16 protein-coding genes are annotated in these 15,605 nt (G+C 55.0%); 14 read left to right on the forward strand and 2 right to left on the reverse strand.

All coding sequences use genetic code 11. The annotated features are described in order from the left end of the window. Positions 1–136: 136 nt before the first annotated feature. The gene (gene rnk / locus KAJ71_RS09525) at positions 137–547 is read right to left on the reverse strand and encodes a nucleoside diphosphate kinase regulator (protein ID WP_021180723.1); all 411 of its coding nucleotides are present in this window, start codon (positions 545–547) and stop codon (positions 137–139) included. A gap of 466 nt (positions 548–1,013) precedes the next feature. On the opposite strand from rnk, the gene KAJ71_RS09530 reads away from it, so the two are divergent. The 10 genes from KAJ71_RS09530 to KAJ71_RS09575 all read left to right on the forward strand — a co-directional run bounded on the left by KAJ71_RS09530 (position 1,014) and on the right by KAJ71_RS09575 (position 9,844). Continuing rightward, positions 1,014–1,316 (forward strand): glycine dehydrogenase, encoded by a 303-nt coding sequence (locus KAJ71_RS09530; RefSeq protein ID WP_375540733.1) that lies wholly within the window; start codon positions 1,014–1,016, stop codon positions 1,314–1,316. 37 nt (positions 1,317–1,353) lie between these two features. After that, on the forward strand, positions 1,354–1,719 hold the full coding sequence (locus KAJ71_RS09535; RefSeq protein ID WP_248945498.1) for a glycine-rich SFCGS family protein: 366 nt from the start codon (positions 1,354–1,356) through the stop codon (positions 1,717–1,719). Continuing rightward, on the forward strand, positions 1,719–2,015 hold the full coding sequence (locus tag KAJ71_RS09540; RefSeq protein WP_248945499.1) for a DUF4312 family protein: 297 nt from the start codon (positions 1,719–1,721) through the stop codon (positions 2,013–2,015). The genes KAJ71_RS09535 and KAJ71_RS09540 overlap by 1 nt, the downstream gene beginning before the upstream one ends. Positions 2,016–2,101: 86 nt before the next feature. Continuing rightward, positions 2,102–2,878 (forward strand): DUF4311 domain-containing protein, encoded by a 777-nt coding sequence (locus KAJ71_RS09545; RefSeq protein ID WP_021180718.1) that lies wholly within the window; start codon positions 2,102–2,104, stop codon positions 2,876–2,878. A gap of 11 nt (positions 2,879–2,889) precedes the next feature. Beyond that, complete coding sequence (locus tag KAJ71_RS09550; protein ID WP_024483730.1) at positions 2,890–3,540, forward strand: DUF4310 family protein; 651 nt, start codon at positions 2,890–2,892, stop codon at positions 3,538–3,540. Positions 3,541–3,594: 54 nt separating this feature from the next. After that, positions 3,595–4,734 (forward strand): amidohydrolase/deacetylase family metallohydrolase, encoded by a 1,140-nt coding sequence (locus tag KAJ71_RS09555; RefSeq protein ID WP_248945500.1) that lies wholly within the window; start codon positions 3,595–3,597, stop codon positions 4,732–4,734. After that, positions 4,718–5,836, forward strand: coding sequence for a DgaE family pyridoxal phosphate-dependent ammonia lyase (locus KAJ71_RS09560; protein WP_248945501.1), 1,119 nt, complete (start codon positions 4,718–4,720; stop codon positions 5,834–5,836). The genes KAJ71_RS09555 and KAJ71_RS09560 overlap by 17 nt, the downstream gene beginning before the upstream one ends. Then, positions 5,833–6,573: a 2-dehydro-3-deoxy-phosphogluconate aldolase gene (dagF, locus tag KAJ71_RS09565; protein ID WP_248945502.1), complete on the forward strand. Its 741-nt coding sequence runs from the start codon at positions 5,833–5,835 to the stop codon at positions 6,571–6,573. The genes KAJ71_RS09560 and dagF overlap by 4 nt, the downstream gene beginning before the upstream one ends. Positions 6,574–6,645: 72 nt before the next feature. After that, positions 6,646–7,875, forward strand: a complete 1,230-nt coding sequence (locus tag KAJ71_RS09570; RefSeq protein ID WP_248945503.1) for a lactonase family protein — start codon at positions 6,646–6,648, stop codon at positions 7,873–7,875. A gap of 52 nt (positions 7,876–7,927) precedes the next feature. After that, positions 7,928–9,844, forward strand: a complete 1,917-nt coding sequence (locus tag KAJ71_RS09575) for a BglG family transcription antiterminator (RefSeq protein ID WP_248945504.1) — start codon at positions 7,928–7,930, stop codon at positions 9,842–9,844. A gap of 169 nt (positions 9,845–10,013) precedes the next feature. Here KAJ71_RS09575 and KAJ71_RS09580 read toward each other — a convergent pair whose 3' ends face one another. Further along, positions 10,014–11,141 carry an iron-containing alcohol dehydrogenase gene (locus tag KAJ71_RS09580; RefSeq protein WP_248945505.1) on the reverse strand — a complete coding sequence of 376 codons (1,128 nt, stop codon included), beginning with the start codon at positions 11,139–11,141 and terminating at the stop codon, positions 10,014–10,016. Positions 11,142–11,427: 286 nt separating this feature from the next. Here KAJ71_RS09580 and KAJ71_RS09585 point away from each other — a divergent pair, with 286 nt between their 5' ends. The 4 genes from KAJ71_RS09585 (at position 11,428) to KAJ71_RS09600 (ending at position 15,505) form a co-directional block, all read left to right on the forward strand. Then, on the forward strand, positions 11,428–12,195 hold the full coding sequence (locus KAJ71_RS09585; RefSeq protein ID WP_248945506.1) for a response regulator transcription factor: 768 nt from the start codon (positions 11,428–11,430) through the stop codon (positions 12,193–12,195). Positions 12,196–12,294: 99 nt separating this feature from the next. Next, complete coding sequence (locus KAJ71_RS09590; RefSeq protein WP_248945507.1) at positions 12,295–13,596, forward strand: NAD(P)/FAD-dependent oxidoreductase; 1,302 nt, start codon at positions 12,295–12,297, stop codon at positions 13,594–13,596. Positions 13,597–13,625: 29 nt separating this feature from the next. Then, a complete protein-coding gene (locus KAJ71_RS09595) occupies positions 13,626–13,991 on the forward strand; it encodes a cupin domain-containing protein (protein ID WP_248945508.1) in 366 nt (121 codons plus the stop codon). A 20-nt stretch (positions 13,992–14,011) separates the two neighbouring features. Then, positions 14,012–15,505 (forward strand): aldehyde dehydrogenase family protein, encoded by a 1,494-nt coding sequence (locus tag KAJ71_RS09600; RefSeq protein WP_248945509.1) that lies wholly within the window; start codon positions 14,012–14,014, stop codon positions 15,503–15,505. The last annotated feature ends 100 nt before the right edge of the window (positions 15,506–15,605 follow it).

A 15,605-nucleotide genomic window follows, 5' to 3' on the forward strand; every position in this document is an offset into this window, starting at 1 on the left:
TGTGCTGTTTACCGGCTTTTTGACCGGCATGACCACCATTTTGTTTGGTTTTGGTGGCGGCTTTGTGGTGGTGCTGATCGCGATTTGCCTGTAAAGGCGCAAACAGGGCGGCTGAATGGCCGCCCGGAAACCTGGCTTAGCGGTGATACTCGCCCGCAGCTTCAGGTTGATAGAGCAATTCCAGCACTTCAATGCGGGCTTCTTCGCCGTTTGGCAACTGCCAATTGATCTGTTTACCCACGTGCATTCCCAGCAGTGCAGCACCTAGTGGTGCCATCACCGACAGCTGTTCAGCGCTGTCTTTGAGCGAGGCAGGGTAAACCAGCGTGCGCACATGTTCTTCTGAAGTATGCAGATCGCGAAAGCGTACGCGGCTGTTCATGGTGACGACGTGTGCAGGGATCTGCGATGCCGGCACAATGTCAGCACGATCCAGTTCGGCGTTCAGCGCGGCGGCGACGTCAGTATTGGCAAAGGCTGGCTGTGCCAGTAGCGCATCCAGACGTTCCGCATCCAGCTCATTAATGGTAATGGTTGGTTTGGTCATTCCACTCTCCAGTCCAATCAAAGGGCGCCCTTTCTGCGCCATAAATTCGGAAAACAACACAAAAGCAACACCCCCGCACCTTTGGGAGCGGGGGTGTGAAAAATGTCGGTTTGTCCTACTGATAGTAGGCTGTTAGGGCAGGAAAAGAAAGAGATCTCGATCACGAAGTTTTTTGCGCCCCGACGCCAACTGGCAACTCTGCGTTGCAAACTCTTTTTGCAATCTCATTTACTTAGCGTAAAAACCCCCGGTTTTGCGAAATGGATCCCCTGGCGTCACTTAATTTCCAGTTCGAACTGGAAAAAAACGCGCTACACAAGCAATGCCCCAAAGGTTAGGGTAAAGACATCAAAGAAAGCGGGTAAAGGAAAAGCGCTTTACCGCTAACGGATAAATAGCTGGATCCAGAGGTGACTGCAAAGTGAATGACGGAACTGCTTCGGTAAGTAACAGGGAACAGACTGATATCAGTGAGGCCGCAGCGATTACCACTCAACTGCTGGCCGATATTACTGCCATGTTGGGTGAAGAAAATATTTATACCAATGCGGTGCAACAACAAATGTTGGAGTCTCATATCCGCGCGATGGTGTTGCGCTCAATAACGGGTGAACCCTTGCCGGAAGTTGATAAATCACTGTTTGATGAAATTTCTGCCGGTTCGATGCGGCTGGCAGAGCGAGTGGTAAATAAGTTTTCCACGTTACCGATTGAAGAGGCGTATCTGCTTTCGGTTCATTTTGAAGTGGCTAAAGATAACGACCAATAGCATTTAATCCATTAAAATTATTCAGGAGAAGAACCCCATGGGACAAATTACCGTAGTGATCGGCGATCGGCTGGGTAAAGGCCAGAAAGTGGGCCAGGGCGTTGAGAATGCAGGTGCCAAGGCGATTGTGATCCCTGGCATGGCGGCGGATATGAAGCTGGGCGATGTGATGAAAGCAGAGAATGCGCAATTGGGCATTTCCTTCTGTGGCAGCGGCGGTGCCGGGGCAATTACGGCACAAACCAAATATGGTTATAAATCCAGATATGGTATGCGTTCTATCGAAGAAGGCGTGACGGCAATTAACGAAGGCTGCAATGTATTAGGCTTTGGCTTTATGGATAAAGAAGAATTAGGCCAGCGGCTAGTAGAAGCGTATGTCAAAAAATACGGCAATCCTTAATGAAAGAAACTTATACCACCTCGGTTAACGTAGAGGGCAAAGGCGATAGTAAAGCTAAAGCCTTTGCCGGTGCATTAGCGAATGTACAGGGCGTGATTTTAAAATCCACCAATAATGTTCTGCTGCGTATCGAACCGCAGGACGTCAAAATATTAAAGGCGGAAGAGAAAACTACCAAAGAAAAATTTCTTTTCTTCTTCCTGGCACGCGAAAGAAAAAGCTATGCCGTTTCATTAGAAATAACCGTGAACGTGACGATCATCAATACCGAAAAGGTGGTCTTCACCCAGAAATAAAAACGTTATATCCGTCGTGTTTCAAGCTACAGCAGCTATGGCTGCGTCTTGGGATCCACTGGGCATGACATAAGAAGGATATTCTGATGTTTTTAATCATCTTATTTAAGTCGATTATTATCGGCGGGCTGGTTGGCGTCGGTGTAGGGGCTGGTGCCGCACGTATGTTCCACGCACCGACGACGCAGGGTATGGGGGCGTTCCGTACCTTGGGTGAGCTGAACTCCTGCGAAGGCGATCCGGCTTCTCATTTCTCATTTGGTCTGGGCTTCTTCTTCAACGCCTGGGCGTCTTCTGTGGCGGCGGGGGCCTTCACGCAGGACGTTGACCATCGCATCATTCCTAACTGGGGCGCAGCAGCCCTGATGATCAAAAACCGCAACGTTGCGGAAACCATGCACGATCCAAAAAAGATGGCCATCGCGTGCGGCATCATCGGCATTCTGGTCGTGGCCTTCCTTAATACCACCGCTTCGGCAGTGCCTGCGGCCTTGCAGGTTACGGCCATCAAAGTGCTGGTTCCGGCGGCCAACCTGCTGGTGAACACCGTCATGCCGGTGATCTTTTGGCTGGCGGCGATTGAAGCGGGCAAACGTTCTGGCTTCTGGGGCACCATCTTCGGTGGTCTGGCACAGCTGATCATGGGGAACGCCGTACCGGGTCTGGTGCTGGGTATCCTGATTGGTAAGGGCGTTGAAGAGAGCGGCTGGAATAAAGTCACCAAGATCATGATGGTGGCGATTGTGCTGCTGTTCGTGCTGAGCGGCTTCTTCCGCGGCTTTGATATGAAAGTTCTCGAGTCCTTCAGCCTGGGCGTGCCTGGCTGGCTGGATGCCATTCATAACACCCTGAGCGGAAAATAAGGAGCTGAATGATGGAAGCACAAGCAGACAAAGGCTTCTGGTATGCCGACTGGTCGTTCCCGATTTTTGTTGGCCTGCTCTCGTCCGGCGTGTTCGCCGGGACACACATGTATTACCTGTATGGCATAGGCGCGTTTAACGAAGTGGCTTTCGTTTCCATGCTGCGTGCCGGGATGGATACCGGAGTTTACGGTGCGGTGGCGGCGTTCGGTGCCAGCTTCCTGTTTGCCCGCATTATCGAAGGTTCTCTGGTAGGGATCCTGGATATTGGCGGGGCGATCCAGACCGGGGTTGGCCTGGGTGTTCCTGCGCTGTTGCTGGGCGCGGGGATTGTTTTCCCGGTAGCCAACTTTGCCGCCTCGCTGGTTACTGGCCTGGTCATTGGCCTGGCGATTGGTTACCTGATTATCCTGGCGCGTAAATTTACCATCAATCAGAGCAACTCCACCTACGGGGCGGACGTGATGATGGGGGCAGGTAACTCTTCCGGGCGTTTCCTTGGGCCGTTGATCATCCTGTCTGCCATGGCCGCTTCGATCCCGATTGGTCTGGGTTCCCTGCTGGGTGCGCTGCTGTTCTACATCTGGGGCAAGCCGATCACCGGCGGCGCGATCCTGGGGGCCATGATCTTGGGGGCATTCTTCCCGGTAGCCATTTCTTAATCAAGTGCCAACCCCTGGGTCAACCGCCCAGGGGTTGGCAAGGAGTAGCGAAGCATGTATGACCTAATCATCTGGCGCGCCAGGTTGGTGGACGACACCCTGGCCGATGTGGCTATTGAGGCCGGTAAGATTGCCGTAGTCGGGCAATTGGCGGCAGATGCCAGCGCCCACAAACAACTGGATCTGGCGGGGAACTACCGCCTGAGCGCTGGCTGGATCGACTCCCACGTACACTGTTATCCCTCTTCACCGATTTATCATGACGACCCGGACCTGGTGGGCGTGAGCAGCGGTGTCACCTCGGTGGTCGACGCAGGCAGCACCGGCACAGACGATATCGATGAATTCTATGCTCTGACGCGCAGCGCCAAAACCAACGTCTTTGCCTTTCTCAATATCTCGCGCATCGGCCTGTTAAGGCAGAATGAACTGGCCGATCTGGCGGATATCAACAAGCAGCGAGTCAAACAGGCCATCGCCGGTAAGCCGGGATTTGTCATTGGTATCAAGGCGCGTATGAGCAGCAGCGTCGTGGGCCAGAACGGCACCAAACCGTTGGTATTGGCCAAAGAGATCCAAGGGGAAAATCAGCAACTGCCGCTGATGGTACACATTGGTAACAACCCGCCGGATCTGGACGAGATTGCCGATCTACTGACTCAGGGCGACATCATCACTCATTGCTACAACGGCAAACCGAACCGCATTCTGACCCCGGCTGGTACGCTGCGTGAGTCGATCCAACGTGCGTTAAAACGTGGCGTGCTGCTCGACGTGGGCCACGGCTCGGCCAGCTTCAGCTTTGAGGTGGCCCGCCAGGCCATCGCGCTAGGGATCTTCCCACACACCATCAGTTCCGATATCTACTGCCGCAACCGTCTGGCTGGCCCAGTGCACAGCCTGGCGACGGTGATGTCCAAATTCTTTACCGTTGGGCTTTCTCTGGCGCAGGTCATTGGCTGCGTAACGGAAAATGCCGCTGCGGCGTTGCGCCTGACCACCAAGGGGCAGTTGAAACCTGGCTTTGATGCCGACCTGACCATTTTTGATCTCCGCCAGGGGCCGCAGGTGTTTGCCGACTCCGAAGGGGAGTCCGTGAATGGCGAACAGCTGTTGGTGCCGCTGGCTGCCGTGGTGGCCGGGGAAGTCCTATTAACCGATCAAGGGAAAGCCGCTCATGTCTTCAATCTATGAAAAATATAACTTAAAGCAGGTGATCAACACTTCCGGCCGCATGACCATTCTCGGTGTTTCGACGCCACGCCAGGAGGTGATTGACGCCGTGGATTATGGCCTGAATCATTACTTTGAAATCAAGGATCTGGTCAACAAGACCGGCGCCTATATTGCCGGTCTGTTGAATGTGGAAGACGCAGTGGTTGTTTCCTGCGCCTCTGCCGGTATTGCCCAGTCGGTGGCGGCGGTGATCGTCAAGGACAACGCCAACCTGTTGGTCAACCTGCATTCGGCCACGGTGAACGAACCACGCGAGATCGTGTTGCCGCGTGGCCATAACGTCAACTTCGGTGCTCCGGTGGATACCATGGTCGCTCTAGGCGGCGGCAAGGTGGTGGAAGCGGGCTATGCCAACGAATGTTCCCCAGAGCAGATTGAAGCCTGCATCAACCCGCAGACCGCGGCCATTCTCTACATCAAATCTCACCACTGCGTGCAGAAAAGCATTCTCTCAATCGAGCAGGCGGCCGTGGTGGCGCGTAAACATAACCTGCCGTTGATCGTTGATGCCGCAGCCGAAGAAGACCTGATGTGTTACTACCAGATGGGGGCCGATCTGGTGATCTACAGCGGTGCCAAGGCCATCGAAGGGCCAACCAGCGGGCTGGTGATCGGCAAGAAGCAATACGTGGCGTGGGTGAAGCTGCAGTCTGGCGGTATTGGCCGGGCGATGAAGGTGGGCAAAGAGGGCATCCTCGGCCTGACGCAAGCGATCGAAAGCTACCTGACGTCGGAGAAAACCACCGGTGCGCAAATGGTAGAGCGCATGACGCCGTTTATCAGCCAACTGAATACCCTGAATGGCATCAGCGCCAAAACCGTCTGGGACAGCGCAGGGCGCGATATTGCCCGCGTGGAAATCACCTTTGATGAAGCGGTGCTGGGGATATCGACCGTCGACATCGTCCAGCGGCTGAAAACCGGGGATATCGCCATCTATTTCCGTGGCTACAAGGCCAACGAAGGCAAGGTTGAGGTGGATGTCCGTAGCGTGAACGAGCAGCAACTGATGACCGTCTTTACCTGTATCAAAAATCTTTTTACGGAGACCCAAGCATGAAGCTGAAGCCTAATTACTATAAAGACCGAGTTTGCCTTAACGTACTGGCTGGCTCAAAAGCCAACGCGCAGGACATCTATAATGCGGCGCAGGGGCATGTGCTGGTGGGCGTTCTTTCCAAAAATTATCCTGACGTTGAGAGCGCGGTGGCGGATATGTCGCGTTATGCCAGCCTGATCGAGAACGCGCTTTCCGTGGGCCTGGGGGCTGGCGATCCCAAGCAGTCGAATATGGTCAGCCTGATCTCCGAGCACGTCCAACCCCAGCATGTGAATCAGGTATTCACCGGTGTCGGTGCCAGTCGTGCACTGCTGGGGCAAAACGAAACCGTGGTGAATGGTTTGGTCTCCCCGACTGGCCGCGTGGGCTGGGTGAAGATTTCCACCGGGCCGCTGAGTGCTCAGGCGCCGGATGGCATTGTGCCGGTAGAGACCGCGATTGCGTTGTTGAAAGATATGGGCGGCAGCTCGATTAAGTATTTCCCGATGGGCGGTCTGAAGCATCAGGACGAATATGAGTACGTGGCGAAAGCCTGTGCCGAGCATGACTTTATGCTGGAGCCGACCGGCGGCATCGATCTGGAAAACTTCGAACCGATCCTGGAGATTGCGTTGAAAGCCGGTGTGAAGCAGGTGATCCCACATATCTATAGTTCCATCATTGATTCCGCCAGTGGCGATACTCGTCCGCAAGATGTCAAAACTCTGCTGGAGATCACCAAGCGGCTGGTGGGGTAAACCCTGTACTCCTGAGCCGCATGCTCCCTTGGGGCATTTTGTTGCCCCTATCTATCGGTTAAAAGGATAACTATGCGAAACTGGCAGGCTTCGAATTTACGAATTGCTCCGCTGTGGAACGCGCTGTCCCTGGCGTTGTTGGCTATCGCCAGCCCGGCGTTACATGCTGAGGATGCAATGAAATCCACGTCGTCTCATTTTGCCTATATTGGTACCTATAACCCGAACGGTGAGGGGGTTTACCGTATGCAGGTGGATGCGAAAACCGGGGCGCTGAGTGCCAAGACGCTGGTCAGCAGCCTGCCTAATCCGGCCCAGCTGGTCGCCGATGCCAAAGGGCAGACGCTATACGTTGCCAGCGAGGTGGCAGATTTTAATGGCACCGAGCACGGGGGCATTGTCGCCTATCGCATCAACCCACAGGACGGCACCCTGACGCCGCTTAATCAGGTGGATTCACAGGGGGCGGGGCCGGTTTACCTTTCTCTGACGCCGGATGGCCGTCATCTGCTGGTGGCTAACTACGTCAGCGGCAGCGTTGCGGCGTTCCCGGTAGACAGCGAAGGCAAGTTAGGAGCCGCCAGTTCCGTGCAACAAGATGCAGGCCCGGCGGGAGCGGCCAAACCCGCCGCCGCAGTGGAAGGCAGCTTCGCCATCAGCGATCACAATGGCCCACATGCGCATATGATCGCCAGCGATCCGAGCGGCAGGTTTGTGTTCTCTACCGATCTGGGGCTGGATCGGATCTACCAGTGGCGTTTTGATGCCGCCAGCGGCAAGCTGACTCCGAACGATCCTCCGTGGATTGCTGCTTCTTCCGCAGGAGCCGGCCCGCGCCACTTCATATTTCACCCAAATGGTAAAATTGTCCTACTAATCAACGAGGAAGCATCTACACTAACCAGCTACCACTTTGATAGCCAAAAGGGGACGCTGACACAGTTGCATGCTGTTTCAACCTTGCCAGCCGATTATAAGGGCACCAGCTTTGCCGCTGGCATGGCTTTGGCAGCAGATGGTAAAAATTTGTATGTCGCCAACCGCCTGCACAACAGCATTGCGCAGTTCAGCGTAAGCGGCGAAGGTGAACTGAAACCGGTGGCGGAGACCTGGACGCGAGGCGATTACCCGCGCACCATCACCCTGGATCCGAGTGGCCGCTATCTGTATGCCATGAACCAGCGTAGCGATAACGTTACGCGCTTTAGCGTAGACCAGCTCAGCGGCAAGCTCAGTTTCGTGGAAGGCTACACTCCGGTGGGAAGCCCTTCACAAATGGTGTTCTTGCCAGCTGCGAAGTAATCAGTTGCCTGCCTGGGTACCCTCGGGTGGGCACGTTAATAACGGAAAGAGAATGGTGAGATTTCCCTACCCACGTTTGGCATCGCTGTTCGATGCTTTGCAGTCCGAAACGTTGCCACAGGACGAACTGGCAAAGCGTTTTGCCGTGTCTACCCGTACAGTACGTGCCGATATCACCGCGCTGAACGATATTCTGGAGAGTTATGGTGCGCAGTTTGTCCATAGCCGCGGGGCCGGATACCGCTTGCAGGTTGATGATGAGGCCCGGTTTAGTGCGCTCCAGCATCGGGAACGTAAACAGCACGCCACGCCGCGCAGCGCGCAGGAACGGGTGCATTATCTGTTGATTCGCTTTTTGACCTCAGCCTTCTCAATGAAGCTGGAAGATCTGGCCGATGAATGGTTTGTCAGCCGGGGTACGCTGCAAAACGACATGGCTGAGGTGAGGGAGCGTCTGGCGCATTACCAGTTAACCATCGAAACCAAGCCGCGCTACGGTATGAAGCTGTTTGGTGCGGAAATGGCAATCCGCGCCTGCCTGACTGATCTGTTGTTTCAACTGCATCTGGCGGATGCGGAAAACCCATTGCTGAACAATGATATCCTCCACCAGCCGCAGGTACGGACTTTTGCCGGGCTGCTGCACCCGCTGCTGTCACAATATGCCATTCGTCTGACCGATGAGGGTGAGCAATATCTGATCTTCTACTGTGCTGTGGCGCTGCGGCGCATCACAGACGGCTATCCGCTTCAGGATTTTGACGTGGAAGACGGTGATGATGCGGTGCGTAAAGCGTCCACCTGGCTGGCGGGTGAACTGAGTAAGGCCACGGGCAAAGAGATTGCGGCGGCGGAAGAGGCTTATTTGCGGGTCAACATCGCTGCCAGAAGGGTGCAAGAAGTGCAGCCGACCAAAATCAACGCCGATGATGAAGAGGCGCTGGTGGATTACATCCTGTCCTATATCAACTCGCACTATAACTACAACCTGCAGAGCGACAAGCAGCTACGGGCCGATCTGCTCACCCATATCAAAACCATGATCACCAGGGTGAAATACCAGATCAATATCCCTAACCCGCTGTTGGCCAACATCAAACAGCATTATCCGATGGCCTATGATGTGACGTTGGCGGCAGTCTCAAGCTGGGGAAAACACACGCCTTATACCCTGAGCGAGAATGAAATCGGCTATCTGGTGCTGCATATTGGCGTGGGCCTGGAGCGGCACTACAACATTGGCTATGAGCGCCACCCGCACGTGATGCTGGTGTGCGATACCGGTAACTCCACGGTGAGGATGATCCAGGCACAGATTGCGCGCAAGTACCCGCAGCTGGTGGTGACGCGCATCGTTTCGCTGCGTGATTACGAAATGCTTGGCAGTATCGACGAAGATTTTATCATTTCCAATGCGCGCATCAGTGAGAAGAACAAGCCGATCGTGGTGATGTCGCCGTTTCCAACGGAGTATCAGCTAGAGCAGTTGGGCAAGCTGGTGCTGGTCGACCGCACCAAGCCGTATATGTTGGAAAAATTTTTTGATGCCAGCCACTTCATGATCGTCAACGAGCCGTTAACGCAGGAGCAGCTGTTTAGCAAAGTTTGCGCTCAGTTGGAGCAGGAAGGTTATGTGGGCAGTGATTTTTACCCTTCGGTCGTTGAGCGGGAGGCCATTGTTTCTACCTTGCTGGGGGAGGGGATTGCTCTGCCGCACTCCCTGGGGCTGTTGGCGAAAAAGACCGTGGTGGTCACGCTGCTGGCACCGCAGGGTATTCCGTGGGGAGAAGGTGAGGTGGCACACGTCATTTTCTTGCTGGCGATCAGCAAAAGCGATTATGAGGAAGCGATGGCGATCTACGAGCTGTTCGTTACCTTTGTGCGCGAACGTTCGATGACCCGCTTGCTGGGTAGTGACAATTTCGACAGCTTCAAAGCGGTGGCGTTGGACTGCCTGAGCCGTATTTAACGGTTTTCCCCTCTGGATGCAGAGGGGGATCACCGCATTACTCGTCTTTCTTCTTGCCGAATATCTTCATCAGCGCACCGACGATCAGCCCCAGGGCGATGCCGCCTAAAATCCAGTCAACCAAACTCATTGTTGTTCCCCCCGCAATCCTATTGTTCTGATTATATTATCATTCAATCAAGAACGCCCCATCGATCATTAATCTCCGCTGCTCGGGGGTGTAGCTGAGCCAGGAATTCTTGCTGTTGGACTTCTCCAGTACGATGGCCAGTTCCGCTTTGCTAAGGGATAGCTCGTCTTGCCAGAACGGGGCGATGGCGTGGCGGGTGATAAAGTCGATCAAAAAGCGCGCCGGGCTGTCCTGCTCTTCAGGGAATAGCCGCAGGGCCAGTTCGGCCATTAACGTACGTTGCTGTGGCTGCTCGCTTTTCCCCAGCAATTCAAGGAACGGTAGCAGCAGGCGGCCGCAGATCTGACCGTGGTGGTAATCACGCAATGCACCTATCTCTCCCGCAATGCCGTGGATCACGCCCAGCCCCGCCATACTCAACGTAAGACCGCCCAGGTAGGAAGCCTGCATAATCGCTTCGCGGGCCTCATCGCTCTGTTTCAGCACCGGCCAGGCGCAGAGGAAGTGATGGATGCCGCTCAACGACATCTCGCGCGACAGGCCGCTGGCCGTCTTGGAAAGGTAGGCTTCAAACAGATGGGTGAAGGCATCGATAGCGCAATAGGCCAGTACATGATCTGGCGCTCCCTTCAGCAGATCAGGATCGAGGATCGCTATCTGCGGCACAAAGTTATTATGCCGCAATGAGGCTTTCACCTTGGTGACCTGAGTATCGGTGATCACCGCGTTTTGGGTTACCTCGCTGCCGGTGCCTGCGGTGGTGGGGATGGCGATCAACGGCAGCGTTGCGCCACTGATTTTGCTGTCACCCACTTTTTCCATGTAGCGCAGGGTTGGCAGCGGGTGTTCGATCAGGGCAGCGAACGCCTTGGCGGCATCCAGCACGCTACCTCCGCCGATGGCTACCACTCTTTGCACCTGACCTCGCCAGTGCGCTACCCATCGGTCTATTTCTTGCGGTGAGGCTTCATGGGTGACAATTTCTCTGCCTGCTAGCAACGGCGTCAGCGCCGGAGCCAGTTCAGCATAGAGGGTTCCGTTAAGAAATGATCGGCAGGTGAACAGCAGTGTGCTCTGCGGCTCGGCCTGGAGCAGTGGGATCAGTTGCTGGATGCTGCCCTTGCCAAACCAGGCCTGCCGGTTGGCGATCATCAGACTAGTGGTCATGCTCTCTCCTTGACGCATTTGGGCATTGAAGCCACAGCATAGTTCAGCCTGGGTGGGCGAACCAACGCTTTTACGTCACTTAACTCGAAATTGTTAAGATATTAACCAGCTCGGATTGTGTGGATAATCGTTGCAAGGGCCTAACTTGTGATTTGATTAACATGTAAACAATGACGCCCTTGCATTCTGGCCAATTGAATGCTTTTTATAGTCTGTTGGCCCAATATCGGTCGTGGATAAGTTGGGAAACGTTAATTGTTAATTTGTTAATGATTGCGGGGGCGAAATGAATATTCAGGTCGAAAGATTATCAGCGGTGATCGACGCAGTGGCGACCCGCCAATTCTATGCCAGCCTGCTGGGCTATCTGGAGGGCTTCTTCGCCTTTGATAATGCCATCGTCTATGCCTTCGAATATGGTCAGGCTCCGCGCTGTCTGATGAAAACCGAGAAAGAAAACAGCGATGCGGTAAACCAGATCTACCAGCAGGGCGCCTATCTTGAAGATCCCTTTTATCAGGCACTGAACGGTGGCGGCCATGGCGATGTGTTTACGCTGCGGCAACTGGCTCCTTGTGGTTTTTACCAGACGGATTATTACCGTAACTTTTACCGTAAAACCGGCTGGCACGACGAGGCTGGCGTACTGCTGCAACTGACGCCGGAACGCGGGCTAGGCATATTTTTCGGTTCGGCCCGGCAAACGGTCGGCGTGCGTTATCCCCAGCTAGCTGATCTGCGTGGCGCATTGACGCTGGTAAAAAGCGTGGCGCGGTTGCATGGGGAAGTGGTGGTCGCGGCTAATGTGCCTACTCCCTCCGCCCCGCTGGTAGATAGCGCAGCCCAGGCGCGCTATGCGTTAAGCTCGCGCGAACGTGAGGTCGTCGATCTGATACTGAGTGGCAACGGCTCGCAGCAGATCGCCGAACGGCTGTTTATCAGTCTGGGTACGGTAAAAAATCATCGTAAGAATATTTACGGCAAGCTGAATATTGGTTCTCAGGCCGAGTTGTTCAGCCTGTTCTTGAGTACCCCCCTGCGCCGTACGGCATAATGTTAAAAAAGTGTTGCTAATATCCCTAAAGGGACATAGCCGCCCGCTCAAGCTCTGCTGATAATCCAGGCTAAGGCAATGGGTAAAGGGAGTGCAGCAATGAATAATGAAATCGAATCGTTAACCTACTACGCGGCGACCAAGAAATACGATCTGCGCTTCCCCACGCTGGAAGAGGATCTGGATGTTGACGTGGTGATCATCGGCGGTGGTTTCTCCGGCATTAACACGGCGCTGGAACTGGCGGAAAAAGGCATCACCAATATCGCTATTCTGGAGGGCCGCTACCTGGGTTACGGCGGGACGGGCCGCAACGGTGGCCAAGTGATGGCCGGGATCGGCCACGATCTGGAGAAGATCAAACGCCACGTTGGCCCGGCAGGGTTAGAAACCATCTTCAAGATCAGCAACCTTGGTGCCGGGATTATCCGCGAGCGCATTAAAAAGTACGCCATTGACGCCGATTTCTGCTTTGGCTATGGCTACCTCGGCAGCAACGCCAGGCAGGAAAAGACCCTGCGTTCCTGGCTTAAAGAGTTCAAAGCGGTCTCACCGAATGAAGAGATCGAGCTCTATACCGGTTCCGAAGTGAAGCAGGTGGTGGGATCTGATGCTTATACCTGTGCGTTGAAACACATGGGCGGTGGCCACGTTCATTCGCTCAATCTACTGTTGGGAGAGGCGCAGGCGCTGAGCGGTTACGGGGTGAAGATCTTCGAAAATAGCAACGTGCTGAATGTGGAATACGGCCCGCGCATTACCGTGCGCACCGCCATGGGATCGGTACGCGCCAACAAGATGCTTTGGGCATGTAATGGCTTCCTCAACGGCATGGATCCCTTTATCTATAAAAAGACCATCAATACCTACGCCTTCCAGTTGGCGACAGAGCCGCTGTCTGACGAGCTGATCCGCCAGATCAGCCCGATCCGCGGGGCTTACAGCGACATTCGGCCGGTGATCGACTATTACCGCGTCACCAACGAGAACCGTCTGCTGTTCGGCAGCGCTACCCGACTGGTCGAATATATTCCTTCAGATCTGAAGGCCTGGAACCGCAACCTGATGCTGAAAGTTTTCCCCTATCTGAAGGACGTGAAGATCGACCTGGCTTGGGGTGGGCCGCTGTGTTGCAGCGCCAACCTGTTCCCGCAGATTGGCACCCTACCGCAGCACGATAACGTGTTTTACGTGCAGGGCTATTCCGGCTTTGGGGTAACGCCGAGCCATATCGTTTGCAAGGTGTTGGCGGAAGGAATGAGTGAGGGCTCTGATCGTTATGACCTGATGAGTTCGATCCCGCACGTGGATATTTTTGGTAAAGACAAGCTACGCCGTGTGATGACCACTGCGGGTAAGGTCTGGCACCAGACCTCCGGCTACTGGAAGGGTCGTCGTTAATTCTGACCACTAATCTAAAAGGAAAAACCATGAAACCATTACTGCTTAAGCAAGCGCTACCAGAACTGCAACAGATTGGCAGCGTCAGCAACCTGGGGGCCACGGTGGTTGCCGGTGAACCCAACGTCGGTGTGGCGATGATTTTTGGCGCGCCAACGGACAACCTGAACTGCGGTGTCTTCAGCTGCACCCGTGGCACCTTCCTGATGGAATACCCGTTTGCGGAACATGCCACGGTGTGGGAAGGTTCGGCGACGCTGACCAATGAGAACACCGGTGAGTCGGTAAAGTATCAGGCCGGGGATTCCTGGTTTGTTGAGAAGGGCACCCCGGTGCGCTGGGAAATCACCTCGGATCGTTTTGTGAAGCATTATCTGGCGATTGTCGAAGGCTAACCCACAAGGAGGGCGATGCGATGACGGATATTACACTGTTGCCACAGGTAACGGCCTTTCTGGACCGCCAGCAGGGCCACTACATTCACGGCCAACCCGTGGCCGGGGCTGGCGTAGAAAGGTTTGCAGTGGTTAACCCGGCTACCGGGCTGACCATTGCGCAGGTGAATGAAGGCGGCCAGGTTGAAGTCGATGCGGCGATGCAGGCAGCCTTTGGCGCTTTCCACGGTAGCTGGGCACAGGTTTCGCCATTGGAGCGTGGCAACTGCCTGACGCGCCTGGCCGATCTGCTGCAAACCCATCGTGAGGAACTGGCGCAGCTGGAAAGCCTGTGTTCTGGAAAGACCATTCAGCTGTCTCGTGGGCTGGAAATTGATATGGCCTCGCAGTTCCTGCGCTACTTTGCCGGCTGGTCGAGCAAAATCAGCGGGGAAACGCTGAACGTTTCGTTGCCTTCCTTCCAGGGTGAACAATACACCGCATTCACCCGGCGCGAGCCGTTGGGCGTAGTAGTCGGCATCATTCCGTGGAACTTCTCGATCATGATCGCCATCTGGAAGTTGGCTGCTGCGCTCACCTGCGGCTGTACCGTGGTGCTCAAACCGAGTGAATACACGCCGCTAACCATGCTGCGGGTAGCCGAGTTGGCAACGCAAGCGGGCATCCCGGCTGGTGCACTCAACGTGATCAACGGTTCAGGCGCACGTCTTGGCCCTATGCTTATCGCTCATCCACGCTGTGCCAAAGTGACCTTCACCGGCTCGGTGCCTACCGGGATCGCGGTAGGCAAAGCGGCAATGGAGCAAGGGATTGTACGTACTACGCTGGAGCTGGGGGGGAAGAATGCCGCCGCGTTTCTGGCCGATGTCTCGGTCGACAAGATGGTCGACGGCATTATCGAGGCGGGCTACCTGAACCAGGGCCAGATCTGTGCCGCAGCGGAACGTTTTTACTTGCCTGCCAGCCATATCGATGAGGTACTGGCAAAGCTGACGCAGCGCTTGGAAGCCATGAAGGTGGGGTCACCGCTGGATGAGACCACGGAAGTGGGGCCGCTGGCCAACGAGGCACATTACCGCAAGGTACTGGCGTTGTTTGACAAGGCACGGGCTGATGGCAGCCAGATCGTCTGCGGCGGTCAGGCGTTGGCAGGCCCTGGCTTCTTTGTTGCGCCGACGGCAATCCGCGCTAATGGGCCACATGACGCGTTAATGCGTGAGGAGACCTTTGGCCCGGTAGGCACTTTCCTGGCCTATGAGGATGAAGAGCAGATGATCGCCATGATCAACGATTCGCCTTATGGCCTGGCCGCCAGCCTGTGGACTAACGATCTCAGCAAAGCAATGCGCATGATCCCGCGGATTGAAGTGGGCACCTTGTGGATCAACATGCACACCTTCCTCGATCCGGCGTTGCCGTTCGGTGGGGTGAAATCGTCAGGGATGGGCAGAGAGTTCGGCAGCGCGTTTATCGAGCACTATACCGAGTTGAAGTCGGTGATGGTTCGGTATTAATCTATATCCCCGTCGCCTTTCGAGCCGTAGCGTTGTTGACTGCGTGCGTGAACCCCAGTCACTTACCTAAGTAAGCTCCTGGGGATTAACGCCCTTGTCG

It is taken from the genome of Serratia silvae, assembly GCF_023282985.1.
In the GTDB taxonomy this organism is placed as follows: domain Bacteria; phylum Pseudomonadota; class Gammaproteobacteria; order Enterobacterales; family Enterobacteriaceae; genus Chania; species Chania silvae.